The sequence below is a fragment of the Salmonella sp. SAL00670 genome, assembly GCF_046552235.1.
GTDB classification, from domain to species: domain Bacteria; phylum Pseudomonadota; class Gammaproteobacteria; order Enterobacterales; family Enterobacteriaceae; genus Salmonella; species Salmonella enterica.
The window spans coordinates 38,574-64,995 of the sequence record NZ_JBGDUO010000004.1 but is presented as its reverse complement, the minus strand read 5'-3'; the positions used below and the strand labels follow the sequence as shown (position 1 = coordinate 64,995).

The 26,422-nt window shown below is 53.1% G+C and carries 24 protein-coding genes and 1 pseudogene; 6 read left to right on the top strand and 19 right to left on the bottom strand.

Features of this window, described 5'->3' with window-relative positions; translation table 11 throughout:
• Nucleotides 1-8: 8 nt before the first annotated feature.
• Nucleotides 9-1,319, bottom strand: coding sequence for a conjugal transfer protein TraF (locus ACLJRS_RS14275; protein ID WP_001039337.1), 1,311 nt, complete (start codon nucleotides 1,317-1,319; stop codon nucleotides 9-11).
• A gap of 246 nt (nucleotides 1,320-1,565) precedes the next feature.
• On the opposite strand from ACLJRS_RS14275, the gene zur reads away from it, so the two are divergent.
• Nucleotides 1,566-2,081 carry a zinc uptake transcriptional repressor Zur gene (gene zur, locus ACLJRS_RS14270; RefSeq protein ID WP_000416271.1) on the top strand — a complete coding sequence of 172 codons (516 nt, stop codon included), beginning with the start codon at nucleotides 1,566-1,568 and terminating at the stop codon, nucleotides 2,079-2,081.
• Nucleotides 2,082-2,179: 98 nt separating this feature from the next.
• Here the strand turns inward: zur and ACLJRS_RS14265 are convergent, their stop codons facing one another.
• The 5 genes from ACLJRS_RS14265 to ACLJRS_RS14245 form a co-directional block, all read right to left on the bottom strand.
• Nucleotides 2,180-2,389, bottom strand: coding sequence for a CsbD family protein (locus tag ACLJRS_RS14265; RefSeq protein ID WP_001030592.1), 210 nt, complete (start codon nucleotides 2,387-2,389; stop codon nucleotides 2,180-2,182).
• Between the two features lie 21 nt (nucleotides 2,390-2,410).
• Entirely contained in the window at nucleotides 2,411-2,524 is a 114-nt protein-coding gene (locus ACLJRS_RS14260) for a hypothetical protein (protein ID WP_077906478.1), read from the bottom strand.
• Nucleotides 2,521-3,846, bottom strand: coding sequence for an MATE family efflux transporter DinF (gene dinF / locus ACLJRS_RS14255; RefSeq protein WP_001128102.1), 1,326 nt, complete (start codon nucleotides 3,844-3,846; stop codon nucleotides 2,521-2,523). The genes ACLJRS_RS14260 and dinF overlap by 4 nt, the downstream gene beginning before the upstream one ends.
• 178 nt (nucleotides 3,847-4,024) lie before the next feature.
• Nucleotides 4,025-4,633, bottom strand: coding sequence for a transcriptional repressor LexA (lexA, locus tag ACLJRS_RS14250; RefSeq protein ID WP_000646079.1), 609 nt, complete (start codon nucleotides 4,631-4,633; stop codon nucleotides 4,025-4,027).
• A 108-nt stretch (nucleotides 4,634-4,741) separates the two neighbouring features.
• Complete coding sequence (locus ACLJRS_RS14245; RefSeq protein WP_000002900.1) at nucleotides 4,742-5,110, bottom strand: diacylglycerol kinase; 369 nt, start codon at nucleotides 5,108-5,110, stop codon at nucleotides 4,742-4,744.
• A 170-nt stretch (nucleotides 5,111-5,280) separates the two neighbouring features.
• Here ACLJRS_RS14245 and plsB point away from each other — a divergent pair, with 170 nt between their 5' ends.
• Nucleotides 5,281-7,701, top strand: coding sequence for a glycerol-3-phosphate 1-O-acyltransferase PlsB (plsB, locus tag ACLJRS_RS14240; protein ID WP_000017360.1), 2,421 nt, complete (start codon nucleotides 5,281-5,283; stop codon nucleotides 7,699-7,701).
• Between the two features lie 98 nt (nucleotides 7,702-7,799).
• On the opposite strand, the gene ubiA is transcribed toward plsB, so the two are convergent.
• The 5 genes from ubiA to malK form a co-directional block, all read right to left on the bottom strand.
• Nucleotides 7,800-8,672: a 4-hydroxybenzoate octaprenyltransferase gene (gene ubiA, locus ACLJRS_RS14235; protein WP_000455249.1), complete on the bottom strand. Its 873-nt coding sequence runs from the start codon at nucleotides 8,670-8,672 to the stop codon at nucleotides 7,800-7,802.
• A gap of 13 nt (nucleotides 8,673-8,685) precedes the next feature.
• Entirely contained in the window at nucleotides 8,686-9,183 is a 498-nt protein-coding gene (ubiC, locus tag ACLJRS_RS14230) for a chorismate lyase (RefSeq protein WP_000019230.1), read from the bottom strand.
• 181 nt (nucleotides 9,184-9,364) lie between these two features.
• On the bottom strand, nucleotides 9,365-10,282 hold the full coding sequence (gene malM / locus ACLJRS_RS14225; RefSeq protein ID WP_000782497.1) for a maltose operon protein MalM: 918 nt from the start codon (nucleotides 10,280-10,282) through the stop codon (nucleotides 9,365-9,367).
• 163 nt (nucleotides 10,283-10,445) lie between these two features.
• The gene (locus ACLJRS_RS14220; protein ID WP_000973642.1) at nucleotides 10,446-11,804 is read right to left on the bottom strand and encodes a maltoporin; all 1,359 of its coding nucleotides are present in this window, start codon (nucleotides 11,802-11,804) and stop codon (nucleotides 10,446-10,448) included.
• Between the two features lie 88 nt (nucleotides 11,805-11,892).
• Nucleotides 11,893-13,002: a maltose/maltodextrin ABC transporter ATP-binding protein MalK gene (gene malK, locus ACLJRS_RS14215; RefSeq protein WP_000179176.1), complete on the bottom strand. Its 1,110-nt coding sequence runs from the start codon at nucleotides 13,000-13,002 to the stop codon at nucleotides 11,893-11,895.
• A gap of 360 nt (nucleotides 13,003-13,362) precedes the next feature.
• On the opposite strand from malK, the gene malE reads away from it, so the two are divergent.
• Nucleotides 13,363-14,553: a maltose/maltodextrin ABC transporter substrate-binding protein MalE gene (malE, locus tag ACLJRS_RS14210; protein ID WP_000695415.1), complete on the top strand. Its 1,191-nt coding sequence runs from the start codon at nucleotides 13,363-13,365 to the stop codon at nucleotides 14,551-14,553.
• On the opposite strand, the pseudogene ACLJRS_RS14205 reads toward malE, so the two are convergent.
• Nucleotides 14,502-14,642, bottom strand: a pseudogene (locus tag ACLJRS_RS14205) (hypothetical protein); the annotation flags it as partial. The gene malE and the pseudogene ACLJRS_RS14205 overlap by 52 nt on opposite strands.
• A 42-nt stretch (nucleotides 14,643-14,684) precedes the next feature.
• Between ACLJRS_RS14205 and malF the strand changes: the two are divergent.
• Nucleotides 14,685-16,229, top strand: a complete 1,545-nt coding sequence (gene malF, locus ACLJRS_RS14200) for a maltose ABC transporter permease MalF (RefSeq protein ID WP_000382573.1) — start codon at nucleotides 14,685-14,687, stop codon at nucleotides 16,227-16,229.
• A 14-nt stretch (nucleotides 16,230-16,243) separates the two neighbouring features.
• Complete coding sequence (gene malG, locus ACLJRS_RS14195; RefSeq protein WP_001252081.1) at nucleotides 16,244-17,134, top strand: maltose ABC transporter permease MalG; 891 nt, start codon at nucleotides 16,244-16,246, stop codon at nucleotides 17,132-17,134.
• A 165-nt stretch (nucleotides 17,135-17,299) separates the two neighbouring features.
• Here the strand turns inward: malG and psiE are convergent, their stop codons facing one another.
• The 6 genes from psiE to pgi form a co-directional block, all read right to left on the bottom strand.
• Nucleotides 17,300-17,710, bottom strand: a complete 411-nt coding sequence (gene psiE / locus ACLJRS_RS14190) for a phosphate-starvation-inducible protein PsiE (RefSeq protein ID WP_000982750.1) — start codon at nucleotides 17,708-17,710, stop codon at nucleotides 17,300-17,302.
• Between the two features lie 142 nt (nucleotides 17,711-17,852).
• Complete coding sequence (locus tag ACLJRS_RS14185; protein ID WP_000750804.1) at nucleotides 17,853-19,949, bottom strand: YjbH domain-containing protein; 2,097 nt, start codon at nucleotides 19,947-19,949, stop codon at nucleotides 17,853-17,855.
• Nucleotides 19,949-20,686, bottom strand: a complete 738-nt coding sequence (locus tag ACLJRS_RS14180; RefSeq protein WP_000977968.1) for a capsule biosynthesis GfcC family protein — start codon at nucleotides 20,684-20,686, stop codon at nucleotides 19,949-19,951. Before ACLJRS_RS14180 ends, ACLJRS_RS14185 begins: the two co-directional genes overlap by 1 nt.
• On the bottom strand, nucleotides 20,683-21,321 hold the full coding sequence (locus tag ACLJRS_RS14175) for a YjbF family lipoprotein (protein ID WP_000824812.1): 639 nt from the start codon (nucleotides 21,319-21,321) through the stop codon (nucleotides 20,683-20,685). Before ACLJRS_RS14175 ends, ACLJRS_RS14180 begins: the two co-directional genes overlap by 4 nt.
• Before the next feature lie 63 nt (nucleotides 21,322-21,384).
• Nucleotides 21,385-21,627: an exopolysaccharide production protein YjbE gene (gene yjbE, locus ACLJRS_RS14170; RefSeq protein ID WP_001541297.1), complete on the bottom strand. Its 243-nt coding sequence runs from the start codon at nucleotides 21,625-21,627 to the stop codon at nucleotides 21,385-21,387.
• A 443-nt stretch (nucleotides 21,628-22,070) separates the two neighbouring features.
• Nucleotides 22,071-23,720, bottom strand: coding sequence for a glucose-6-phosphate isomerase (gene pgi / locus ACLJRS_RS14165; protein ID WP_000790025.1), 1,650 nt, complete (start codon nucleotides 23,718-23,720; stop codon nucleotides 22,071-22,073).
• Nucleotides 23,721-24,064: 344 nt separating this feature from the next.
• Between pgi and lysC the strand changes: the two genes are divergently transcribed.
• On the top strand, nucleotides 24,065-25,414 hold the full coding sequence (lysC, locus tag ACLJRS_RS14160; protein WP_000136394.1) for a lysine-sensitive aspartokinase 3: 1,350 nt from the start codon (nucleotides 24,065-24,067) through the stop codon (nucleotides 25,412-25,414).
• Between the two features lie 130 nt (nucleotides 25,415-25,544).
• On the opposite strand, the gene ACLJRS_RS14155 is transcribed toward lysC, so the two are convergent.
• Nucleotides 25,545-25,892: a Mor transcription activator family protein gene (locus ACLJRS_RS14155; RefSeq protein ID WP_000615248.1), complete on the bottom strand. Its 348-nt coding sequence runs from the start codon at nucleotides 25,890-25,892 to the stop codon at nucleotides 25,545-25,547.
• Nucleotides 25,893-26,422: the final 530 nt, after the last annotated feature.

Genomic DNA, 26,422 nt, shown 5'->3' with positions numbered 1-26,422 from the left:
AAAACGCCTCAGAATGTCATCGTAAGCTGCGCGCCAGCCCCCCAGGTTTCATCTTCGCCGTACAGTCCCATTAAGTCGAGATGCACACGGTTAAAGGGCGCAAAGCCAAGACCGCCGGTAACCACATTGCTATCGTTATTTTTCACATCCGCACGATACCCTGCGCGCACCGCCAGCCATGACAACGGTCGAACTTCAGCGCCGACGCCAACGTACTGTGAATTGTCTTCGCTCTTAAAGCCTTTCGTTTCCGTCAGATCACCATCGGCGCTTACGGTCAGCAAATCGTTATGCCATGCGACGCCCGCGGTAACCAGAGGGCGGATTTGGTATGTATCTTTGTAGTTGGTGGTTTCTCCCGTCATACCATTAGTGATGTAAATATCTTTCGTATCGATATCGCGAGATACCAGATTTTGCCCGCTCAGCCCCAACGTCCAGTTTTCACCGATATCGGCAGCAAGCCCCGCATCAATGTTAAAACCCGTATCGTCATTGCGATAACGGCTGCTATTCCAGTCGCTACTGTCGTAGTTATAAATTGAGGTGGTGTAGTTATAGAGCCAGGTTTTTTGCAGTTTTGGCGTAACGCCAATGGAAACAGGCACCTCGCCCACCACAAACTGCTTCGCCAGCGCAATACCGTAGTCAGATACAATCGCTACCCGCCCCGACGCGGTAGAGTTTAAATGCTTTGTAATTTCGTCAGACCCCAGCAAAGCAGCGCGTCCTGCTTCACGAAGCGCGACACGTTCATCATGCTGGATATCGCGCAAATACTGAATATCGTTCTGATCAATGGACGAACTCACGCGCCCATGCGCATAACCTTTGGCGATAAACGCCACGGAAAGCGTTTGCCCTGGAATACTTACCGCCAACCCGGCGCCGGCATTGGCGCGGGCGGTTTTTCCGTTGAGATATTCCAGCTCATCGGCCAGGTCGCGCGCGGCGCCCTGAAATTGATTCAGCACGCCTCGCGGATTGAGCAGAATTTGCCCCAGCGTAAGGTTATCGACGACCTCATCGTAGTAATCCACTTTATCGCTGATATCGTCAATTTCATCCTGGAGATTGTCTTTATCCGTAATCTGGACGCCGACCGCAGGAAGGACAACAGTGATATTGTCTTCCGGTTTGGCTTTTGCCAGTAACGCCGGATTTAATAGTACTCCGCTGCCATAATTCGCGGACGCGACGCCCGTCCCGCCCATTGCGTCATTACGCGCTTCCGTCCAGGTATTGGCGGCGCTCGCCTGCTTTGCCATAAAAAGCGAGACCGCGATAGCAATCAGTGAAAGTTTGACGTTTTTGTTCACAGTTAGCCCATCTTATTATCAGGTGAAGTAATCCCTCCGCCACGCCTTACCGGACAGAGGCGAACTATTGCTGTGAAATAGTGATGTTAAATCCTGTTGTTATAATATCGACCCTCATTATGTATAGATGAGAATACTGGCGCGGAAAAGCTTAGCAGGCGATATATTGTCGCGGGGTAATTTCAGAGTTTTAAGCAGCTCGTGGTAAAGTAGCGGATTAGACTTTCATGCCATTCGAGGTGCTACATGGAAAAGACCACAACGCAAGAGTTACTGGCGCAAGCTGAAAAACTCTGCGCGCAGCGCAACGTGCGCCTGACGCCTCAGCGCCTCGAAGTGCTGCGCCTGATGAGTCTGCAACAGGGTGCCATCAGCGCATACGATTTGCTCGATTTGCTGCGCGAAACGGAACCACAGGCCAAACCGCCCACCATCTACCGCGCGCTGGATTTTTTGCTCGAACAGGGTTTTGTCCATAAAGTGGAATCCACCAATAGTTATGTGGTTTGCCACCTGTTCGACCAGCCGACGCACAGCTCGGCCATGTTTATCTGCGATCGTTGTGGCGTGGTGAAGGAAGAGTGTGCCGAGGGCGTGGAAGACATCATGCATACGCTGGCGGCTAAAATGGGATTTGCGCTACGACATAACGTTATTGAGGCGCACGGTCTGTGCCCTGCGTGCGTAGAAGTGGAAGCGTGTCGCCATCCGGGCGACTGTGGTCACGATCACTCGGTGCTGGTGAAGAAAAAACCGCGTTAGCCTGAACGGAAAACGGGCGGCAGTAGAGAGGGGCACGCCCGCATTCATAAGCAAACAGTGGGAAGCACATCCATGTACTCCTGGTAGGGGAAAACATATTACCAGCGATAGTTGTTACGGGTTTCCCAGTCAACAACCTCTTTTTCCGCCTGATCTTTCTGGTAACCGTAACGCTCCTGGATTTTACCTACCAGTTGGTCGCGTTTACCTTCGATAACGGTCATATCGTCATCGGTCAGTTTGCCCCATTGTTCTTTCATTTTACCTTTAAACTGTTTCCAGTTACCGCCGGCTTCGTCTTTATTCATCATCTTGTCCTCATCATTCGGTTAGGAATAGCAGGTGTTATTCGCCCAAATGCACTGCAATTTCTGCTGGACGTGATAATGATTGTAGGCAGGAATTCGGCCTTCGGTTTTATATTCAGAATTTTTAACCGTCACGATCTGGCAAACCATGTACCCTCGCGCCAGTGACGACGCCAGATAAGGCTCAACGACAGACCGCGAAGCGCCAGGAACACGGTTAATGCCAGCCATAAACCATGATTTCCTAATACCGGCAGGGCGAAGAGCGTCAGCGCGAATCCTCCCGCGGCGACAGCCATGCTATTGCGCATTTCGGCAGCGCGCGTCGCGCCAATAAACATACCATCGAGCAGATAGCACCATACGCCCACCAGTGGTAATACCACCTGCCAGATAAGATACCGATCCGCCAGTAGCTGTATTTGCGGCAATGAGGTCAGTAACGCGACAATATGTTCGCCTGCCAGGGCATAGACTGTGGAAAACAACAAGGCCACAATTCCTGACTGACGACACGCCGCTCGCCAGACGTCCAGTAGCTTGCTACCGTCACGCGCGCCGTAAGCCTGACCGGAGTGCGCCTCCACCGCATAAGCAAAACCGTCCAGCGCATAGGCCGTAAAGGTGAGTAAGGTCATCAGGACTGCATTTACCGCGATAATATCGCTGCCCAGCCGCGCGCCTGACACCGTGATTGCGCCAAAACAAAGCTGAAGGAGCAATGAGCGCAGCATGATATCGCGATTGAGCGCCAAAAGGCGGCGCACGTTGCCGCGCCAGGCCTGTTTTAGCATATCCAGCGACACACCGCGGAGATGGAGAACTTTACGTACCATCATGAGTCCGATCAGTAACGTGGCATATTCTGCGATGACCGTCGCCAGGGCGGCGCCCTGCACGTTCATATGAAGCCCCATCACCAGCCACAGGTCGAGCGCGATGTTGAGGATATTGCCCACGACCAACAAGATAACCGGCGCCCGCGCATACTGAACGCCTAACAGCCACCCGAGCAGCACCAGATTCGCCAGTGACGCGGGAGCGCTTAGCCAACGAATTTCAAGGAAGCGTCTCGCCTGCACCAGGACAGCGTCGTTCCCGCCGACAATATGTAAAGCCAGCTCGATAAGCGGCGTGCGAAATAGCACAATCATCACGCCAGCGCCCAGCGCCAGCAATAACGGTTGAATGAGCGCCCGGGCTAACGCCTGCGGATTTTTGGCGCCAAATGCCTGCGCCGTTAGGCCGGTGGTGCTCATACGTAGAAATAGCAGCAGCATGAAAAGAAAGCTGGTGGCAGTCGCGCCCACCGCCACGCCGCCCAGGAAAACCGGGCTGTCCAGATGACCAATCACCGCCGTATCGACCAGCCCCAGCAAGGGGACGGTGATGTTAGAAAAAATCATCGGCAGCGCGAGATGCCAGAGAGCTTTATCAGAGGAGGTAAAAAGCGGCATGGAGAAAAGCCTGACAAGGAGTTAAACGAAACGAGCGCATTGCCGGATGGCAACGTAACGCCTTATCCGGCCTACAAATTAATCATCTCAGGAACTGCATTCCCGTAGGCCTGATAAGCGCAGCGCCATCAGGCTGCACGATTGCCGGATGACGGCTTACAAGGAGATTAAAACGAGATTACAACCATTCCCCGTTGCGAATGACGCCTACCGCCAGCCCTTCAATCGTAAAGCTTTGTTCGCGCAGATCCACCACTATCGGTGTAAACTCGCTGTTTTCCGGCAGCAGCTCCACTTTATTGCCCTGCTTTTTCAGGCGTTTTACTGTCACTTCATCGTCAATGCGAGCGACAACCACCTGGCCATTACGGACGTCCTGCGTTTTATGTACCGCCAGCAAATCCCCATCCATAATACCGATGTCTTTCATCGACATACCGCTCACGCGCAGCAGGAAATCGGCGCTGGGTTTGAACAGTGAAGGATCGACCTGGTAATGGCCTTCAATATGCTGCTGCGCCAGAAGCGGTTCACCCGCCGCGACACGCCCGACAAGCGGTAATCCGTCCTCTTCTTCCTGTAACAGACGGATACCTCGCGATGCGCCGGAAACGATTTCAAGCACCCCTTTGCGCGCCAGCGCTTTAAGGTGTTCTTCCGCAGCGTTTGGGGAACGGAACCCCAAACGCTGCGCGATTTCCGCACGCGTCGGTGGCATACCTGTCTGGCTGATGTGATCCCGGATGAGATCAAACACCTCTTGTTGCCTGGCCGTTAACGCTTTCATTCCGCCCCCTGGGTGTATATACAGTCATGCTGTGAGTATATACAGTTAAAGGTGATTTTGGAACCACAAACGGCGCAAAAAACAAGAGATTTATAAAATTTGGAACCTTTATCGAAAATGTGACCATAACAGGATGCCCCAGGTCATCAGGGCAACGAAAATAGACAGTAGCACCGCAGCCGATCCCATATCTTTCGCACGGCCGGAAAGCTCATGGTATTCAGAACCGATGCGGTCAACGACCGCTTCAATAGCGCTGTTGAGGATTTCAACAATCATGATAAGTAAAACGGAACCTATCAATAACACACGGGTAATCGCATCCACATCCAGCCAGCAGGCGATGATGACGCCCAGCAATACCGCGATACTTTCCTGGCGAAACGCCGCTTCGTGAGTCCATGCGGCGCGAAATCCTTTCCAGGAATATCCTGCCGCTTTGATAATTCTGGTGAATCCAGTGGTATTATTGGCCATCAAAAGAACCTTTTTACATTATTAACGTCAATGACATTATACGGTTGCCCTGCACGATTCGAACTGCCGTAACGCAGCGCGAAGTATGACGGGATACAACAGAAATTCGCTAAACTTTCTGATATCCTTGCACCGCATTTGCATTATTAACCAGAGGCTTTACATCGTTTATGTCCGGCTGGCCACGAATTTACTACAAATTACTGAATTTACCATTAAGCATACTGGTAAAAAGCAAGTCTATTCCGGCGGAACCCGCCCAGGAATTGGGGCTCGATACTTCTCGCCCCATTATGTATGTCTTGCCATACAACTCAAAAGCGGACTTACTGACGCTGCGGGCGCAATGTCTGGCGCACGATCTCCCGGATCCGCTGGAGCCGCTGGAGATCGACGGCGCGCTGTTGCCACGCTATGTATTTATTCACGGCGGACCGCGTGTCTTTACCTATTACACGCCAAAAGAAGAGTCGGTGAAACTTTTTCACGATTATCTCGATCTGCATCGGAGTAATCCGGCTTTGGACGTGCAGATGGTGCCCGTTTCCGTGATGTTTGGCCGCGCGCCGGGTCGTGAAAAGGGAGAAGATAACCCGCCTTTACGTATGCTGAACGGCGTACAGAAATTCTTTGCCATCTCCTGGCTGGGTCGCGATAGCTTTGTCCGATTCTCGCCGTCCGTCTCATTGCGTCGCATGGCTGATGAACACGGCACCGATAAAATCATCGCGCAGAAGCTGGCTCGCGTGGCGCGTATGCACTTTGCTCGCCAGCGCCTGGCGGCGGTTGGCCCACGCCTGCCCGCCCGTCAGGATCTGTTTAACAAACTGCTGGCCTCGAAAGCGATCGCCCGCGCGGTAGAAGACGAAGCGCGCAGTAAGAAAATCTCTCATGAAAAAGCGCAGCAAAACGCCATTGCGCTGATGGAAGAGATCGCGGCGAACTTCTCTTACGAGATGATTCGTTTGACCGACAGGATTTTGGGGTTTACCTGGAACCGACTGTACCAGGGGATTAACGTGCATAACGCCGAGCGCGTACGCCAACTGGCGCACGACGGGCATGAAATCGTCTATGTGCCCTGTCACCGCAGCCATATGGACTATTTGCTCCTTTCTTATGTGCTGTACCATCAGGGACTGGTTCCGCCGCACATTGCCGCAGGCATTAACCTTAATTTCTGGCCCGCTGGCCCGATTTTCCGTCGTCTGGGCGCGTTCTTTATTCGTCGCACCTTTAAGGGGAATAAACTCTATTCCACCGTCTTTCGCGAATACCTGGGCGAGCTGTTCAGCCGCGGTTACTCGGTTGAGTATTTTGTCGAAGGAGGACGTTCGCGTACCGGACGTTTGTTAGATCCGAAAACCGGCACCCTGTCGATGACTATCCAGGCGATGCTGCGCGGCGGTACCCGTCCAATTACGTTAGTGCCTATTTACATCGGCTATGAGCACGTCATGGAAGTGGGCACCTATGCGAAAGAGCTGCGCGGCGCGACAAAAGAGAAAGAGAGTCTGCCGCAGATGCTGAAAGGCTTGAGCAAGCTGCGCAATCTGGGTCAGGGCTACGTTAACTTTGGCGAACCGATGCCGCTCATGACGTACCTGAACCAGCATGTGCCGGAGTGGCGCGAATCTATCGACCCTATAGAGGCCATACGCCCAGCCTGGCTGACGCCGACGGTAAATAGTATCGCCGCCGATCTGATGGTGCGTATTAACAACGCTGGCGCGGCAAACGCGATGAACCTGTGTTGTACCGCGCTGTTAGCGTCGCGTCAGCGCTCGCTCACCCGCGAGCAGCTCACCGAGCAGCTTGATTGCTATCTCGATCTGATGCGCAATGTCCCTTATTCCACAGACTCAACCGTTCCTGCCGCCAGCGCTGGCGAGCTTATCGCTCACGCGCTGCAGATGAATAAGTTTGAGGTCGAGAAAGACACCATTGGCGATATCATCATTCTGCCGCGCGAGCAGGCGGTGTTGATGACCTACTATCGTAACAATATCGCGCATATGTTGATTATGCCTTCGCTGATGGCGGCGATTATCACCCAGCATCGTCGCATTTCGCGTGATGCGTTGCAGCAGCATGTTGAAGCGCTCTATCCGATGTTAAAAGCGGAGCTGTTCCTGCGCTGGGAGCGCGAGGAGTTAGCCTCGGTCATTGACGCGCTGGCCAGTGAAATGCAGCGTCAGGGGCTAATTACCCTGCAGGATGATGAACTGCATATCAACCCGACGCATTCCCGTACGCTGCAACTGCTGGCGGCAGGCGCGCGCGAAACGCTACAGCGTTATGCCATTACGTTCTGGCTGTTGAGCGCCAATCCGTCCATCAACCGCAGTACGCTGGAGAAAGAAAGCCGTACCGTGGCGCAACGTCTGTCTGTCCTGCACGGTATTAACGCGCCGGAGTTTTTCGACAAAGCGGTGTTCAGTTCACTCGTGTTGACGCTACGGGATGAGGGTTATATCAGTGATACGGGCGATGCCGAACCGGCAGAAACGATGAAGATATATCAGATGCTTGCCGATCTGATTACCTCTGATGTCCGTCTGACGATTGAAAGCGCGACGCAGGGCGAGTAAGCCAGTGCCTGAAATGCCCGATGGCGTAAGCTTATCGGGCAACTGATATGACGTATTGAAAATTTTGGCTTTGTAGGCCGGGTCCGCCCGGCATGACATCAGAAGTGCCAGTAACTCATCGCCAGCCCTAAAAATAGCACCAGGCCAACGTAGTTATTGTTCATAAAGGCTTTAAAGCAGGCTTCACGCTCACGGTTCGCAATCAGTTTTTGCTGGTAGACAAACAGCGCGCCCGCCACCAGCACAGCCCAGTAATATCCCCATCCCAGACCATTCAACCAGCCGATCAGCGCCATTAACGCCATGACGCCAAGCTGCAGAATCCCGATAATCAATGTGTCATAACGACCAAACAAGATCGCCGTCGATTTAATGCCTATCTTGATATCATCATCTCTGTCGACCATCGCATATTGCGTATCGTAAGCCACTGCCCAGAGAATATTGGCGAGGAACATTAGCCAGCAGCTCAACGGCAGGGATTCGCTCACCGCGGCGAACGCCATGGGGATTGACCAGCCGAAAGCGGCCCCCAGCACGACCTGCGGCAGGTGGGTATAGCGTTTCATAAAGGGATAAACCCAGGCCAACGCCAGCGCCGCCACGGAAAGCAGAATCGTCATGGCGTTCAGCGTCAGCACCAACAGAAACGCCAGCAGCACCAGCACCACAAACAGGTTGCGCGCTTCTTTCTCTGTCACGGCGCCGCTGGGTAAAGGTCGGTTGACCGTACGTTTTACATGTCCGTCAAATTTACGATCGGCATAATCATTCACCACGCAGCCCGCCGCGCGCATTAACCACACGCCAGCGACAAAAACTGCCAAAATCCACAGCTGAGGCATACCCGGCGTCGCCACCCATAGCGCCCAAAGCGTCGGCCAGAGCAGCAGCAACGCGCCAATAGGCTTATCTGTACGCATCAAACGGTGAAACGCCAGCAGCTTACTCTGCGTCAGACTCCACTCCATCTTTATCTTCCTCTCAGTACAGCGGCGATGCAGGTAAAAAAAGCTCGGTAAGCAACAGCGGTTTTCCGCTCAACCGCAGTCGAGAGCGGCGCCCCCACAGCGTTGCATCGCGTCCAATTTCAATAAAATCGCGGGTCAGTGTCGATGATGTAAATAGATAACGTCCAAGCGGGGTTTTACCCAGATGTTGTAAGACCTGTTCAGGTCCGCACAGCGTGGATTCCGGTACCACGGTACGTCCGGCAAGCCAGGGCTCGCCGTCAGCGCAAAGCAGTATCTCACGTAACCAGTAGCGGGATTCGGATGGCAGTAAACCTGATGCTTCCTCGACCTCACTTTGGCCGACAAACGCTTCCCGAATCAGCGTCACGCTTACCCGCTTTCCCTGCTGCTCAAAACGTTTAGTCATAGAATCTTCCAGCAACAGCCAGTCCAGCAAATGGGGTTCAAGCGCAGGAATCGCATCAAAATAGCGCAGCGCACGCAGTCGCGTTAACGCAGGGTGTGACATGCCTTACTCTCCGATTCATAACCTAAAGTCATTGTATCTCAGAAAAGACATTACGGGGGGCGCAATCACAATTAAGTGATCTGTTGCGCAACAAAAAAATAACAATTCGCATGAAATGACAAAAAAAAGGTGCGCCAGGAGACGCACCAGTTGCTGCAAAATCAGCACTGTGGGGAAACAATTACCCCTTGCCTTTTACACTGCTGATAAAGGTGGAACGGGCAGATGTCGATCCCAGACGTTCGGCCTCATCAAGCAGTTTCAGCGCTTTATCGACGTCGCCTTTCGCTACGGCATCCTTAATCGCTTTATTAAAGTAGCTTTCCGTATCGTTCAACATCGGTTCGCTTTTCTTCGGCGCGACTGGCGCTGGCGCAGCGACCGGCGCGGCGGTATTGCCTACCGTTACCGGCCCGGTACCGGACGAGCCAAACAACGGCCCGACCAATACGCTGGAGCTGCTGTTGGTTTTCACCTTCAGTTTCACCACGCCGTCAGTGGTATGGCGAGCAACTGGATCGGGAATATCCGGGATAGAGTTACCGACGCCTTTGGCATAGGCTTTTGCCGGATCGAGCAGCGTAGTGGTTTGCTGAAGATCTTTTTCGGTCGTAAACACCAGAACATAGAGTTTCTGCTGCCCCAACGCAGGCGTCAGGCGCATCACGCCTTCCAGCCGGTCTGCGCTCATGACGCCCGGCTGCTGATAAGTAAAGTAACTGCTGGGGAAGAACGCCGAAGGTGTCATATTTTGGTCAAGAATCAACACGTTTGGCGCAAAAACGCTGGCTTGCTTATTGACCTCGCTGGTCAGAGTTAATGTCAGCTCGCCGATATTCGCCGGAACGCTATAAGCGGCGACCGGGCCGGTAATGCCGGCGACGTCAAGGCGCTGGCCACCCGTCGCCAGTTGGGTAGACTGCGTTTTTGACTGATCTACAGGCGTCCAGGTTAATTGCTGTAGCGCAGCAGCAGGAATAGCGGGCGCGGCGCTGGTATTTTGCGGTACATAGTTCACTTCCGCCAGGCTGATACCCGGCACGCTGGCGAACAGCCCTGCGGTTAAACAGAGGGCGACGAGACTTTTCTTCATTTTCATTATTCTCACCTCAATAAGGCGGGTTCAGCGGTAGCCAGGCAATAGCGCGCCAACCCAAACATATCGCCGAATGGCGGCTGGCGCCTTATTCGGCTTACAAGCATCATCAGACCTGATGTTTCAGAGGGGCTTGCGCCCCTCGTTACGTCAGATGACCATCGTATTACCACCAGATTTCCATCTGGGCGCCGAAGGTCCACTCATCGCTATCGCCACGGCTGTTGGTGGAAATGCCGGAGTTAGTCGCTGCGGCATAACGGGAAATGTTATCGCCGTCTTTGATATAGCCCCATTTCTCATCCCATTTCGCGTAGGTGGCGAAAATACGGATAGCCGGACGCGACCAGATGCTGTCGCCCGCCTGCCACTGTTGCGCCAGGGTGATTTTATATTGATTGTTACGATCGCCGGTCTGCTGAGATTTCACGTTGTCGTAGCCGACTTCCAGCAGGGTACTCATGATTGGCGTCCACTTGTACATTGGACGTACGCCCACGGTCCACCACTCAGTACCCAGGTTATTATCCCAATCGATATTCTGGTACATACCGACGTACATCAAATCCCATTTATCACCAAGCGAGATGGCGCCATGATCCAAAATACGCCACATATCGCCATTATTGTTGATGACCTTATTGGCATAATTAATTTTGGTTCCATCAGGCAATTCTTCAGTGAAAGATGAAGAACCGTCGGAACCGCGCGCCTGGCCTTTACCCTGCGTGGTCATGGCATCGGTGGCATATTGCACGACAAACTTGTTATAGCCTTTCAACATGCTTTGCGTGTGTTCGGCGGTGAACATCCAGCCGTCTTTCGATGCCCCATCCGCCAGCTTATAACCATCGGTCGTATTGGCGCGACCGTAGTCAACGCCCAGCTCCAGTACGCCGTCCGGGTTCGTTTGCAGACCAGCCAGACGTACGTCAAAGACGTCGTTAGCGGTATCTTTTACTTCATCATAAATATTCTGGCTGCTGAAGGTGTAAGAGCCGCCCGCTTCAGTAGACCGGGTCGCCGCCAGCGAAAGCTTACCGAAGCCCAGATCGATATTTTCGATACCCGCGCCAGGACCTGAAATATCCCAGTAGTAGAAGTCGATCATGTGTACGTCATGACGCTGATAGAAGCGCTTACCGGCCCAGATGGTAGAGCCCGGCAGCCATTCAATCAGGTTTTTACCCTGCACGTTCGCTTCGCGGAAGGCGGGATCGGTCGATTCCCAGTCGTTCTGCTGGTTAACCGAATAGGCGACGTTGGTGTCGAAATAGAAGCTCTTATCGCCCTCTTTCCACACTTCCTGGCCCAGTTTCAGTTCCGCATAGGTTTCACATTCGTTACCAAGACGGTATTTACTTTGGGCACCCGTTGCCTGGAAACACTGTTGTTCGCCGCCGCTTCCCGTCCAGCCAATACCGGAACGGGCGTAACCGTGGAAATCGACAGCCATTGCCTGAGCGGACATTACGCCCGCTGCGACAGCAACCGCCAGTGGGAGTTTGCGCAGAGTAATCATCATTCTATCTCCTGAGATCATTGCTTTTCTTTAAACGCTGCCACCTTCTAAAACTGCGAATGGTTTTGCGTTTCGTTTTTTTATGGAGGCCTTAAACACCCGGCTCTTGATGCAGACGACGACATGCGCTGCCATCCTCGCGGAACAGATGACAGCGCTCTGGCGGCAGGCCGATAGCGAATGTGGCGCCCTCTTCTACCAACACCACGTCATTCTGGCGATAAACCAGGTTTTGACGGATGGCGGGGATCTGGATATGAATTTGTGTTTCGTGCCCTAACTGCTCGACCACCTGGACTTCGCCTTCCAGGGTGACATCGGCGATATCGCTCGGCAGCAGGTGTTCCGGCCGAATGCCTAAAGACATATTGGCGCCGACCTGCACGCCGCGACTTTCGACCGGCAGCCAGATTTGCTGGCGATTCGGCAGTTCGACCTGGACTTGTTCAATCGCGGTGGCGGTCACTTTCACCGGCAGGAAGTTCATCTTCGGCGAGCCGATGAAGCCCGCGACAAAACGGTCCGCCGGATAGTGGTACAGCTCCAGCGGCTTACCGACCTGCGCGACGCGACCGGCGTCCAGCACCACGATTTTGTCGGCCAGGGTCATCGCCTCGACCTGATCGTGGGTGACGTAAATCATCGTGCGGCCCAGACGTTTATGCAGGCGAGAAATTTCAATGCGCATCTGCACGCGTAGCGCGGCATCCAGGTTAGAGAGCGGTTCATCCAGCAAAAACACACGCGGCTCCGCCACCAGCGTGCGGCCAATCGCTACGCGCTGACGCTGCCCGCCGGAAAGCGCTTTTGGCTTACGTTCCAGCAGATGCGCCAGTTGCAGCACTTCCGCCACCTGGTTGACGCGTTGATTCATTACCTCTTTTTTGGCGCCCGCCAGCTTGAGGCCGAAAGACATGTTTTCTGCAACGGAGAGATGGGGATAGAGCGCATAAGACTGGAATACCATGCCCACGCCGCGCTCGGCAGGCGGGATATCATTCATACGGGTTTCCCCGATAAACAGGTCGCCACTGGTGATGGTTTCAAGCCCGGCGATCATACGCAGCAAGGTCGATTTACCACAGCCTGACGGTCCGACAAACACCACGAACTCCCCGTCATGGATATCGAGGTTAATATCTTTCGATACCACCACGTCACCCCAGGCTTTCGTTACATTTCGTAGCTGTACGCTCGCCATGCCTTTCTCCCTTCGTTACAACCTGTCATTGACAGCAACATTCATGATGGCCTGACTATGCGCGATCCCTGACTGGGGTAAATCCTCCACCCCCGGCTTTTTTATGGGGGAGGAGGCGGGAGGATGAGGACACAGCGCCTGAGACCACGGGCGCGAACAGAAAAGGAATTTCGTGATGCCACCCGCAAAAATCGGCGTGTTTTTGTGTGCGCCAGCACGCATTACTCACATTTATGCAACACAGATCACATAAAGTCGGGGTGGGGCGTAGGGGTAGGGAGGATGGAAAGAGGTTGTCGTATAAAGAAACTAGAGACCGTTAAACCACCTCTGTGTACATCACCAAAAAGGATGGGAGATATGAAGATTAAAACTGGCGTAGGCATCCTCGCATTATCCGCACTTACGACGATGATGATTTCCGCCCCGGCTCTCGCCAAAATTGAAGAAGGTAAACTGGTTATCTGGATCAACGGCGACAAGGGTTATAACGGTCTGGCCGAGGTCGGTAAAAAATTTGAGCAAGACACCGGCATTAAAGTGACCGTTGAGCACCCGGATAAGCTGGAAGAGAAATTCCCGCAGGTGGCTGCCACCGGCGACGGTCCTGACATTATCTTCTGGGCGCACGACCGTTTTGGCGGCTACGCGCAGTCTGGTCTGCTGGCGGAGGTCACTCCGGATAAAGCGTTTCAGGACAAACTCTATCCGTTCACCTGGGATGCGGTACGTTATAACGGCAAGCTGATCGCCTACCCCATCGCCGTTGAAGCCCTCTCCCTGATTTATAACAAAGACCTCGTCCCGAACCCGCCGAAAACCTGGGAAGAGATCCCGGCGCTGGATAAAGAGCTAAAAGCGAAAGGGAAGTCGGCGATAATGTTCAACCTGCAAGAGCCGTATTTCACCTGGCCTTTGATCGCCGCTGACGGCGGTTACGCGTTCAAATTTGAAAACGGCAAGTATGACGTGAAAGACGTTGGCGTCGATAACGCCGGCGCGAAAGCGGGCCTGACTTTCCTGATCGATATGATCAAGAACAAAAATATGAGCGCCGATACCGATTACTCCATCGCCGAAGCAGCCTTCAATAAAGGCGAAACGGCAATGACCATCAACGGCCCGTGGGCATGGTCGAACATCGACAAGAGCAAAGTCAACTACGGTGTCACCCTGCTGCCGACCTTCAAAGGTAAACCCTCGAAACCGTTCGTCGGCGTGCTGAGCGCGGGGATTAACGCTGCCAGCCCGAATAAAGAGCTGGCGAAAGAGTTCCTCGAAAACTACCTGCTGACCGATCAGGGTCTGGAGGCGGTGAACAAAGATAAACCGCTGGGCGCCGTGGCGCTGAAATCTTTCCAGGAGCAGTTAGCGAAAGACCCCCGTATCGCTGCCACCATGGATAACGCCCAGAAAGGCGAGATCATGCCGAATATTCCGCAGATGTCCGCCTTCTGGTATGCGGTACGTACGGCTGTGATCAACGCCGCCAGCGGCCGTCAAACCGTGGATGCCGCGCTGAAAGATGCACAAAGCCGTATCACCAAGTAATGCCGCGAGCCTGTGCCGGATGGCGGCATAAATGCCTTATCCGGCCTACAACACACCGTAGGCCTGATAAGCGCAGCGCCATCAGGCACATCTCCGGCCAGGAAGTTTCAACGCTGTAGAGGAAAACCCCCATGGATGTCATTAAAAAGAAACACTGGTGGCAAAGCGACCAGCTTAAATGGTCAGTAATTGGTCTGCTGGGCCTGCTGGTGGGTTACCTTGTAGTTTTAATGTACGTACAAGGGGAGTATCTGTTCGCCATCATGACGCTGATTTTAAGCTCTGCTGGCCTGTATATTTTCGCAAATCGTAAAACCTACGCCTGGCGCTACGTTTACCCTGGCCTCGCCGGCATGGGGCTGTTTGTGCTATTCCCGCTGGTGTGCACCATCGCCATCGCCTTTACTAACTACAGCAGCACCAACCAGCTCACCTTTGAACGCGCCCAGCAAGTGCTGATGGACCGTTCTTATCAGGCAGGAAAAACCTATAACTTCGGTCTTTACCCGACCGGCGACGAGTGGCAACTGGCCCTCACCGACGGCGAAACGGGCAAACATTACCTGTCTGACGCATTTTCCTTCGGCGGCGAACAAAAATTACAGCTGAAAGAGACCGATGCCCTGCCGGGCGGCGAACGCGCCAATCTGCGGATAATCACCCAGAACCGTCTGGCGCTGAACCAGATAACCGCCGTCCTGCCGGATGAAAGCAAAGTGATTATGAGCTCGCTGCGTCAGTTTTCCGGTACCCGTCCGCTGTACACACTGGCTGATGACGGCCTGCTTACCAATAACCAGAGCGGCGTAAAATACCGGCCAAACAACGATAGCGGTTATTATCAGTCGATCAACGCCGACGGAAGCTGGGGTGATGAAAAACTCAGTCCTGGTTATACCGTTACTATCGGCGCGAAAAACTTTACGCGCGTCTTTACCGACGAAGGGATCCAGAAGCCCTTTTTCGCTATCTTCGTCTGGACCGTGGTCTTTTCGGTCCTCACTGTGGTGTTAACCGTGGCGGTTGGGATGGTATTGGCCTGCCTCGTACAGTGGGAAGCGCTGAAAGGTAAAGCTATCTACCGCGTCCTGCTGATTCTGCCCTACGCCGTACCGTCGTTTATTTCAATTTTGATTTTCAAAGGGTTATTCAACCAAAGCTTTGGTGAAATCAATATGATGCTGAGCGCGCTGTTTGGCATTAAACCTGCCTGGTTCAGCGACCCCAACACCGCGCGGGCAATGGTGATTATCGTGAATACCTGGCTGGGCTATCCCTACATGATGATCCTGTGCATGGGACTGCTGAAAGCGATTCCGGATGACCTGTACGAAGCCTCCGCAATGGACGGCGCCGGTCCGTTTCAGAATTTCTTTAAGATCACCTTACCGCTGCTGATTAAGCCGCTAACGCCGCTGATGATCGCCAGCTTCGCCTTTAACTTTAATAACTTTGTCCTGATTCAGTTATTGACCAACGGCGGGCCAGACCGTCTCGGCACCACCACGCCTGCCGGTTATACCGATTTGCTCGTCAGCTACACCTACCGTATCGCCTTTGAAGGCGGCGGCGGTCAGGACTTCGGTCTGGCGGCGGCCATTGCCACGCTGATCTTCCTGCTGGTAGGCGCGCTGGCAATAGTGAACCTGAAAGCCACGCGTATGAAGTTTGATTAAGGGAGATAATAACAATGGCTATGGTCCAACCCAAATCTCAAAAATTACGTCTCTTCATCACGCACCTGGGGCTGCTGATTTTCATCGCGGCGATTATGTTCCCGCTGCTGATGGTCATCGCTATCTCGCTACGTGAAGGGAACTTCGCCACCGGAAGCCTGATCCCGGACAAAATCTCCTGGGAACACTGGCGGCTGGCGCTGGGTTTCAGCGTGGAACATGCGGATGGTCGGGTAACGCCGCCTCCCTTCCCGGTCCTGCTGTGGCTGTGGAACTCGGTGAAAATCGCCGGTATTACCGCCATTGGCATCGTGGCGCTCTCCACCACCTGCGCCTACGCTTTTGCACGAATGCGTTTTCCAGGTAAAGCAACACTGCTCAAAGGGATGCTGATTTTCCAGATGTTTCCGGCGGTTTTGTCTCTGGTAGCGCTGTATGCGTTATTTGATCGCCTGGGACAATACATTCCATTTATCGGTCTGAATACGCATGGCGGCGTGATCTTCGCCTATCTTGGCGGCATCGCGCTGCATGTCTGGACGATTAAAGGCTACTTCGAAACTATCGACAGTTCGCTGGAAGAGGCCGCCGCGCTGGATGGCGCAACCCCGTGGCAGGCGTTTCGCCTGGTGCTGCTGCCGCTTTCCGTACCGATTCTGGCGGTGGTGTTTATTCTGTCGTTCATCGCAGCGATTACCGAAGTTCCGGTCGCCTCGTTGTTACTGCGCGATGTGGACAGCTATACGCTGGCCGTGGGTATGCAGCAATATCTCAACCCGCAAAACTATTTGTGGGGCGACTTTGCCGCCGCCGCCGTCCTTTCAGCTATTCCTATCACCCTGGTGTTCCTGTTGGCGCAACGTTGGCTGGTCAACGGCCTGACGGCTGGGGGTGTGAAAGGTTAAGTTTTATCGAAGTACCTGCCCGGCAACGGGCAATGCCACTGCCCTCAAGTTATGTTATCCCCACTTATGGTCGTATTTTGGCGCTCTTCGGAGCGCTTTTTTTATGCGTTATAGACAGCAGCTGATTTATTGCCACGCCATACGTCCGTTACGGTGTGGCGACGCCTATTCTCGCCGTAGTCGGTTCGAATTACATAACCACAACGTGATAACCAACAGGAGGATCGCCGCCGAATAGAGTAATACATCCATTGGCGTTTTATGATCGACAATGATCAGGCGCACAATCGCCGTGATCCCAATGTACACGAAATAGCGCAGCGGAAAGTGAAAGCCAGACTTAAAGTACTTCACAATCAGCGCAATAAATTCGAAATAAAGAAAGTAGATCACCAGCCCTTCCACCAGTTCATATTTGCTGGCTTGCTCAGGCACGAATAATGCATCCGCCAGATGAACCGTCTCTTTACCGAGAAAAACGACCAGGATCAGGCCGAGGGTAAGCAGCCCCAAATTTAGTACGTTTTGTAAAATCGTGGCGATAAACTCAAGACGTGAGCGCGATAATGGCATCATAACAGCCCCCTCTTTCTCTGCGGCGAGGTTTCTGTATAACGCACAAATGTGACGGGCATCTATATTTTTTATTTATGTTTATATTTTGTTCAATAAGATAATTTGCCGGATAGCGCCGTGAACGCCTTATCCGGCCTGAGTATTAACGGAAATTTACGCTCCTGTCACTGGTCATATCATACAGGCCAAACTTACGGCCAAGCTGTTGACCACCGTCACGCGTCAGCGGCGTCCAGCCAATTGCCGCACGACTTCGGGTTGGGCCGGACGAGAAGATATCCAGCGGCACGGAAACATATACGCCTTTGGTAAAATCCCCTTCCCCATATTCATCCGGCGACGCATCGGTAATCGTCGCGTAACCGCCGACAACGACGCCGCTATCGAAGCGTTTGGCGATCTCCAGCGTACCGCCTTTATCGCCCGCCAGATACTGACCAACGCTGGCTTTCACCAGCACATCCTGGGCGAACGACGGCGTCCAGTATGCGGTCAAATGTCCGGTCTTCACGCTGTAATCGGTAAACTTCATCATATCCTGCGCGCTACGCCAGTCACGCTGTTTCACGTAGTTGGCATCCAGGCCAAACGCCCAATTGCTGTCTACCGGGCGATACAGGACTTCCGCCCCGGCACCGCCAAACATGGTCTCCAGATAACCGCCATAGACCTGCCCATAGAAACCATTGCCAAAATACTGGAAGTAGTTGGCCTGTAGGTTATTCACATAAACATCGTTCTGCACATACTCACGGACATGCGTACGCACCCGCGGCAGATGCGAGTCCTTCGGCGGATTGGTGTAGTTAAATTTGTCGTAGTTGTTGGCGATATTGGCAAACACGCTGCCCGTGGTGAGCAGATGATCCGTGACCCACAGATCCGCAGTTCCCATTACGCCCAGCTGATACATATAGAAGTTTTCCGGGCCGCCTACCGACTGATTCAGCACGGGATCAAGATGAAAATCAACGCGCGACTTGTCGATATACCAACCCTGTTCAGTACTCTCTGGCACGATCGGCTCCACGCGTTTTTGCGCCAGCGGAGTTTCATGTCCCAGCGGTTCGCCTTCCAGATGGCGTTTCAGGCTGGCGACATCGGTTTCAGTGGTGACCTGCGGCAGATTAAGGCGGTTTTCCGTCACGCGGATCGTGCGGATCCCCTCCGGCAGATCGTTCATGACGATCCGGTTAGCGCGCACGATCCCTTCACGGGAGTCGCGGTACTTCACCTGTTCGCCGGTAACGTACAGCGTATCGCCTTTGACCTGGATTTTCGGGTCCGCCAGACCGGCATTATATTTCAATAACGTTAATTGATTAGCCACTACCGAATGTTGCAGGATGGCATCCTGCGGCTGTGGTCGGTATTGCGGGCGTGAATTGTCATGATACGCGGGACGTAAATCGTTGAAATTGGTGCGCAGCGTAACGCCAAACATAAAGGTGTTGCCGCGCTCGTAGCTGAGGTTAACGTCGGCCCAATCGGTGACGCGGTAAATGGCGCCGACGTTAAACTTGCTCTTCTGTTCCAGTTTACCCGCAAAATCCTGCTGATAGTTATTGCCTTCATACTCCAGCTTCAGGCGTAGCGGTTGCCACGGGGTCTGGTATTCCACGCCGCCAAACAGCGAAGCCGGGCCGTGAAACATATCGCTACCGTCGACGGAACCTGCCTCTTTATAACTGTTATCACGCGAACAGAATTTATCACTATACGAACAGAAAGGATTAGACACATTGCCGCTGGTGCCAAGATAGCCCCAGCCGAGACCTAATGAAAAATCAAATGGCCCCCAGGCCTTACTCGCTACAATATATTCCGCATCAAACAGCCCCGTCCCGCCGATATCGCGCGCGCCAACCGCCACCTGCGGCATCCAGTAACTCTCTTCCCACAACCGCAGTTTCACATCAAACGCTTTATCTTTGTAAGTCTGGTCACCGGAGAATGATTCCACGCTGCTGTACTTTTTCGTACGGACATCGGTATAGCGCAACGTGGTTTCCAGCCACGGGAAAAGCTGAACCGAAGCCGAGTAGTAGCGGTACTGATCGTTATCGCGATAGTTCAGACTCATCTCCCCTTCACGCGCCATACGCGCTGTCGGCGTTTGCAGCAGGCCCACGCCGCCAAAGTCAGATTGTGAAGGTCCAACAGGGGCTGGATATGTTTCGGCATGGCAGGCCGCGCTAATACCCAGCGCCAGCACGCTGAGCAGATGTGTTTTTTTCATTATTCCGGTATCCGCTGCGTCAGGGTATGAAGAATGTCGGCATTTATCGCCTCCGGCGTGCCGCGCCAAAGGGAATCGGCAAAACCGACAAAAATAATGCTGCCGGGCATCGGCTCGATATGACGCTTATTCCAGTAAGCCACCGGCGCTTTTTGGCTGCGTCCATCAGGGTAAACCACCCAGGCATAGCTACGATCCGCGCCGCTGAGTAAGCGCTGATCCTCAAGATAACTGGCGACGTCCCGCCCAGGGACGAACGGCTGGCTGCCCGGCTGGCTAATCAAGCCAAAGAGCGTCACCTGCGTGGGTTGCGGCCCGACCCAGAGCGTGTAGTGACCTTGCAGCGGCGGGTTACCACGTTCGCTCACCCGCACCACGTCAGGATCAAGATTCACGAATTGTCTGCCCGTCACCTTCACCGCCTGAATCTGTCGGCGCAGTGTGTTTATCGCCGCCGCCGCATCGCCGTCTTCCTCAGCGCCGAGCGCCGCCAGTCGCCCGAGAAGTTCCTGCTGCTGCTGACGCGCCGTCACGGTCGCCTGTTCTTCGCCTATCACCGCCGCAGGCCACCAGCTCGTTGCCAGGCGCGGCTGTCCGACTAAATCGAGCAGACGCTCAGCGTCTGTCAGCGTTTTAGGCTCGCTATTACCCTGGGTAAAAACGGTAACAGTGCCGCTGGCAAAGGCGGATGACGCGACAAAGGCCAGCGCCAGCGCGCTTATCGTCCTTTTCATCATGATTTTGCCGCCTTAATCAGCGTGGTTTTCACCGGAAAGTAATTCGCGCCCAGATACTGTTCCGTCTGGCGAATTTGGCCTTCGCTATCAACCCAGTAGCGATTACGCCAGCGCGTTTGATCGGTCGTCACTTCTTCATCCAGCACCCGCACGGCGGTCTCTTCACTGCCGACGCTAACGCTATCGGTCCCTCGCCATGTAAAAACGGAACGGGCGGTGGCGTAACGCACCTGGCGATGTTCGGTCCAGCCCAGGGTGCGAGTCCAGGTCGCGCCATCGATAATCTGTCCTGGTTTCGCCAGCGGGTCGGTCGCCAGATTATTCACATCGATCAGGTTGTCGCCGCCGAGCAGAGTTTTGACCAGACGGCCATGCTGCGTCACGATCGTCGCGCCATCCTGCGTCACCCATTTCTGCTGCCCGTTTTCCGAGAAAGCGAGCACCACAAACAGTTGAGGACCGCCGTTAAGCTGCATGTACTGGCTGGCATACGGCATGTTTTGAATATCGTTATCCGTTAGCTGTACGCCTGGCGTACCGAACAAACTGTCCCACAGTGAATCGCCCAGGCCTTTAGTGGTGGCCGAACACGCCTGTAATAGCAGGCAAATCAGGATAAGTGCGAGTCGCTTCACGACGCTTCTCCAGAGGGGCAAAATAACCACACCGGAGTGTGGTTATGGTTAAACGTACCGATACTACTGGGTACTGGTGGTCGTGGTGGTCGTGGTCCCGGTATTGGAACCATCGCCGCCGCCGGTTGCCGCTAACGCGACGCCCACCGCCGAACTTACGGTGCTAACGCTGGTGGCGGAGGAGCTTCCCGCCGATACCGACGTCGCTGCCGACCCTGCCGCTTCACCCACCTGAACGGGGGCTGCCGAGACAGATGTCGCCGCAAGCGCGGTTATGGCAAAAATGCCATACAGTACTTTTTTCATCATAATTTCCCTTCATTGAATGAATGGAGATTTACCCAAAAGAATTTCGGGCGCTACCGAGTATACACAACCAAAGCAGGCGGATTATGTCCGGGAGAAATAACATCGAAGTTTTAGGATAATTAAACTTTAAAGAAGTAACGCCTACATTATTTAATTAACAAACAAATAAAATCAATAAGTTAAAATTAAACTAAAAGACATCAGTATCCGTATAATCTGAAAATAACGCAGAGTAATTTTCTGGTTATTGCTTATTTTAGGATTAAGCTCAATATAAAACTGTGGGGATAAAGACGGACAAGCGGAATTATCTTATAAAAAAAGCCGATGTGAATATCGGCCTTTTTATTATCTTATTCTCTTTTTGCCGGATGGCGGCGAAACGCCTTACCCGGCCTACAGACGCTATGCATTACGTAGACCGGATAAGCGCAGTGCCATCAGGCGCGCCAGGCTTTATAACGGTTAATCAGACCGTTAGTAGAGCTATCATGGGACGAAATAGCTTTATCATCGCCCAACTCCGGCAGAATACGGTTAGCCAACTGTTTACCCAACTCAACGCCCCACTGGTCGAAAGTAAAGATGTTCAGGATGACGCCCTGCGTAAAGATTTTATGCTCATACAACGCAATCAGTGCGCCCAGGCTGAACGGCGTAATTTCACGCAGCAGGATAGAGTTGGTCGGGCGGTTGCCTTCAAACACTTTGAATGGCACAACGTGTTCAAGCTGCGCCGGATCTTTACCCTGATCGCGATATTCCTGCTCAACCACCTCGCGGGATTTACCAAACGCCAGCGCTTCGGTCTGCGCGAAGAAGTTAGACAGCAGCTTCTGATGATGATCGGATAGCGGGTTATGGGTGATAGCCGGGGCGATAAAGTCACACGGCACCATTTTAGTACCCTGGTGAATCAATTGATAAAACGCGTGCTGACCGTTGGTGCCTGGTTCGCCCCAGATAATTGGGCCTGTCTGGTAATCCACGGCGTTGCCGTTACGGTCAACGTATTTACCGTTGGATTCCATGTTACCCTGCTGGAAGTAGGCGGCGAAACGGTGCATATACTGGTCATACGGCAGAATGGCTTCGGTTTCCGCGCCGAAGAAATTGTTGTACCAGATGCCAATCAACGCCAGCAGAATGGGTAGGTTTTTCTCCGCCGGAGTGGTGGAGAAATGCTTGTCCATCGCGTGCGCGCCGGAAAGCAGCTCGACAAAGTTGTCGAAACCGACGGACAGAATAATGGACAGTCCGATGGCAGACCACAGCGAGTAACGACCGCCGACCCAGTCCCAGAACTCGAACATATTGGCCGTGTCGATACCAAATTCGCCGACCGCTTTGGCGTTGGTGGAGAGCGCAGCAAAGTGTTTCGCCACGTGTTTTTCATCGCCTGCACTTTTCAGGAACCAGTCGCGCGCGCTGTGGGCGTTGGTCATGGTTTCCTGGGTGGTGAAAGTTTTAGAAGCGACCAGGAACAGTGTGGTTTCAGGGTTCACTTTCTTCAGCACTTCAGCGATGTGGGTGCCATCGACGTTAGAGACGAAGTGCATGTTCAGATGGTTTTTATACGGACGCAGCGCTTCGGTCACCATGAACGGGCCGAGGTCGGAACCGCCGATACCGATGTTCACCACGTCGGTGATGGCCTTACCGGTGTAGCCTTTCCACTGACCGGAGATAATCGCTTGCGAGAAAGTTTTCATCTTCTCAAGCACGGCGTTCACTTCCGGCATCACATCTTTGCCGTCCACGATGATCGGCGTATTGCTACGGTTACGCAGCGCCACGTGCAGCACGGCGCGGTCTTCGGTGCGGTTGATCTTCTCGCCGGAGAACATGGATTTAATCGCGCCGGCCAGATCGGTCTCTTTCGCCAGATCCTGTAATTTTGCCAGCGTCTCTTCGGTGATGCGGTTTTTGGAGAAATCCACCAGCATCAGATCGTCAAACGTCGCGGAAAATTTAGCGAAACGGTCGCTATCGTTCGCGAAAAGCTCAGCGATCGTAACGTCTTTCATTTCATCGTAGTGTTTCTGGAGCGCCTGCCAGGCAGAAGTCTGCGTTGGATTGATGTTTTTCATTAGCAATACTCTTCTGATTTGAGAATTGTGACTGGGATCGATTGTAACGCCAGTCACAGAAAAGTGTGATTGTTTTAGTGCCGTTGCCCCAGGCACTGTCGAATGAGGATAAAAAGTATATACCCTAAATAATTCGAGGTGCAGAAAGGCGGCAAATGGGTATCGGGGTTATAAGCGCTGTTACTGAGCCTAAACTCAGCATAAAAAATCCGCATAATCCCAACGTTGACAGTCCAGGCCACAACTTTTATTTATAAATACGTTACTTGCATTTGCGCCTGCACCGGTTTCTGTTCTGCCCTTGTGCCATGGTCGCGTTTTTCATTTCCTGACACGAGGTTGATATGACAGAGATCGTTGTTTCCAAATTTGGCGGTACCAGCGTCGCTGATTTTGACGCCATGAACCGTAGCGCGGATATCGTACTTTCCGACGCCAATGTTCGTTTAGTCGTGCTTTCCGCGTCTGCCGGCATCACTAATCTGCTGGTGGCGCTGGCCGAAGGGATGGAGCCTGGCGAACGTTTCGCTACGCTCGACGCCATCCGTAAAATCCAGTTCGATATCCTTGATCGTCTGCGTCATCCGAATGTCATTCGCGAAGAGATTGAACGCCTGCTGGAAAACATCACTATTCTGGCGGAGGCGGCATCGCTGGCGACATCGGCAGCCCTGACCGATGAACTGGTCAGCCACGGCGAGCTGATGTCTACCCTGCTATTTGTTGAGATCCTGCGTGAACGCGACGTACAGGCCCACTGGTTCGACGTGCGCAAAGTGATGCGTACCAGCGATCGCTTTGGTCGTGCGGAACCGGACGTCGCAGCGCTTGCGGAACTGGCCGCGCAGCAGTTGCTCCCGCGCCTGAGCGAAACGTTGGTCATTACTCAGGGCTTTATCGGCAGTGAAAGCAAAGGCCGCACCACGACGTTAGGCCGCGGCGGCAGCGACTATACGGCAGCGTTGCTGGCTGAAGCGCTCCACGCCGCGCGGGTTGATATCTGGACAGATGTGCCCGGTATTTACACCACCGACCCGCGCGTAGTGCCCGTCGCGCAGCGAATTGATGAAATCGACTTTGAAGAAGCGGCGGAGATGGCAACCTTCGGCGCAAAAGTACTGCATCCAGCCACCTTACTCCCGGCCGTGCGTAGCGATATCCCGGTCTTCGTTGGCTCCAGTAAAGATCCGCAAGCGGGCGGTACGCTGGTGTGCAATAAAACCCAAAACCCGCCGCTGTTCCGTGCGCTGGCGCTGCGCCGCAATCAAACGCTATTGACGCTGCACAGCCTGAATATGCTGCACTCGCGAGGTTTCCTGGCAGAGGTGTTCGGCATTCTGGCGCGGCATAATATTTCGGTAGATCTGATTACCACTTCGGAGGTGAGCGTTGCGCTGACGCTGGATACTACCGGCTCCACCTCCACGGGCGATACGTTACTGACCCAATCCTTATTGATGGAGCTTTCCGCGCTGTGTCGGGTCGAAGTCGAAGAAGGACTGGCGCTGGTCGCGCTGATTGGCAACAACCTGTCAAAAGCCTGCGGTGTTGGTAAAGAAGTGTTTGGCGTCCTGGAACCGTTCAACATTCGCATGATTTGTTACGGCGCCTCCAGCCACAATCTGTGCTTCCTCGTGCCGGGAGACGATGCCGAGAAAGTGGTGCAAAAGCTACATCAGAACTTATTTGAATAATCGCCCTGACACGGCAGCGGGTGAGCGCTATCAGGCAATACGCTGCCGGATGGCGACGCAAACGCCTTATCCGGCCTGTCGCAGCTCCCGGCGTATAGCGCTTGTCGCTATACGCCGTACCCGATATCGCTTACAGCATACGCCGCTGGTGCTGTTTTTCCGTGTGGACCCGCTTAACGATTTTATAGATCCACTGCAGTGTCAAATTGTACTTTTTGGCCAGCTCCGCATAATTACGCCCATCGCACTCGCTGTAAATCTGATAATCCCGTTCCGAGGCTCGACCAGAGATACCTTTGGGGAAATAAATGCTTTGCCCGCCCCAGTTGCGCATCATTCTGTCAGCAATTGCCTGACCGGCATTTTCGGCTGACGCGCTATCAATATTCATGCTTTCAATAAGTACCTGCGACGCATGAAACGCCAGATCGTTAATAATCTCCGGAAGCCGAACCATTTCTTTTGATTTCTGAATCATATTTTATCTCCATATCCAGCACCATGCTCCCCGTGACGGCACCAAAAAGGGAAGCGTAAAAAACGGTGCAATAACTACCTATCAATATATTAAAAATATATATAAATATTTACTATCAACGACATTTAATTATAAATTAAAAGAATGTATATATCGCTTTCAATTTATAATATGTATTTATTTTATAGGTGAAGTAAGCCTTCACTGATGTCATCATTTTACACAATACTGTATGTATATACAGTTAATTTTTTGCATTTTTTTCTGCATTCGATCAAAAAGATCGCTTTCCTCACGATCGCGTGAATTTTTAAACTGACTTTAAAAATCAATAAGATAATTTTAATCAAAGATTATTATGACGCAGCAATACCGCCATCGTAGCCTGCCGCAGACACATACTGACTCTCCGCAGGCAACCTCTACCCCCTCCCCGAAAGCTTTATTTATTCGTTTATTTGTTGGCATTTGACGCCATGCGCTAAACATTTTTTAAAGTTATTTATTAAAGCCCTTTTCGTTCTTCCACT

Excerpts from the sequence above, each read along its gene's own strand:
- zur (WP_000416271.1), top strand. The coding sequence starts at position 1,566 with ATGGAAAAGACCACAACGCAAGAGTTACTGGCGCAAGCTGAAAAACTC.
- ACLJRS_RS14265 (WP_001030592.1), bottom strand. The coding sequence starts at position 2,389 with ATGAATAAAGACGAAGCCGGCGGTAACTGGAAACAGTTTAAAGGTAAA.
- dinF (WP_001128102.1), bottom strand. The coding sequence starts at position 3,846 with ATGCCGCTTTTTACCTCCTCTGATAAAGCTCTCTGGCATCTCGCGCTG.
- lexA (WP_000646079.1), bottom strand. The coding sequence starts at position 4,633 with ATGAAAGCGTTAACGGCCAGGCAACAAGAGGTGTTTGATCTCATCCGG.
- ACLJRS_RS14245 (WP_000002900.1), bottom strand. The coding sequence starts at position 5,110 with ATGGCCAATAATACCACTGGATTCACCAGAATTATCAAAGCGGCAGGA.
- plsB (WP_000017360.1), top strand. The coding sequence starts at position 5,281 with ATGTCCGGCTGGCCACGAATTTACTACAAATTACTGAATTTACCATTA.
- ubiA (WP_000455249.1), bottom strand. The coding sequence starts at position 8,672 with ATGGAGTGGAGTCTGACGCAGAGTAAGCTGCTGGCGTTTCACCGTTTG.
- ubiC (WP_000019230.1), bottom strand. The coding sequence starts at position 9,183 with ATGTCACACCCTGCGTTAACGCGACTGCGTGCGCTGCGCTATTTTGAT.
- malM (WP_000782497.1), bottom strand. The coding sequence starts at position 10,282 with ATGAAAATGAAGAAAAGTCTCGTCGCCCTCTGTTTAACCGCAGGGCTG.
- ACLJRS_RS14220 (WP_000973642.1), bottom strand. The coding sequence starts at position 11,804 with ATGATGATTACTCTGCGCAAACTCCCACTGGCGGTTGCTGTCGCAGCG.
- malK (WP_000179176.1), bottom strand. The coding sequence starts at position 13,002 with ATGGCGAGCGTACAGCTACGAAATGTAACGAAAGCCTGGGGTGACGTG.
- malE (WP_000695415.1), top strand. The coding sequence starts at position 13,363 with ATGAAGATTAAAACTGGCGTAGGCATCCTCGCATTATCCGCACTTACG.
- malF (WP_000382573.1), top strand. The coding sequence starts at position 14,685 with ATGGATGTCATTAAAAAGAAACACTGGTGGCAAAGCGACCAGCTTAAA.
- malG (WP_001252081.1), top strand. The coding sequence starts at position 16,244 with ATGGCTATGGTCCAACCCAAATCTCAAAAATTACGTCTCTTCATCACG.
- psiE (WP_000982750.1), bottom strand. The coding sequence starts at position 17,710 with ATGATGCCATTATCGCGCTCACGTCTTGAGTTTATCGCCACGATTTTA.
- ACLJRS_RS14185 (WP_000750804.1), bottom strand. The coding sequence starts at position 19,949 with ATGAAAAAAACACATCTGCTCAGCGTGCTGGCGCTGGGTATTAGCGCG.
- ACLJRS_RS14180 (WP_000977968.1), bottom strand. The coding sequence starts at position 20,686 with ATGATGAAAAGGACGATAAGCGCGCTGGCGCTGGCCTTTGTCGCGTCA.
- yjbE (WP_001541297.1), bottom strand. The coding sequence starts at position 21,627 with ATGAAAAAAGTACTGTATGGCATTTTTGCCATAACCGCGCTTGCGGCG.
- pgi (WP_000790025.1), bottom strand. The coding sequence starts at position 23,720 with ATGAAAAACATCAATCCAACGCAGACTTCTGCCTGGCAGGCGCTCCAG.
- lysC (WP_000136394.1), top strand. The coding sequence starts at position 24,065 with ATGACAGAGATCGTTGTTTCCAAATTTGGCGGTACCAGCGTCGCTGAT.
- ACLJRS_RS14155 (WP_000615248.1), bottom strand. The coding sequence starts at position 25,892 with ATGATTCAGAAATCAAAAGAAATGGTTCGGCTTCCGGAGATTATTAAC.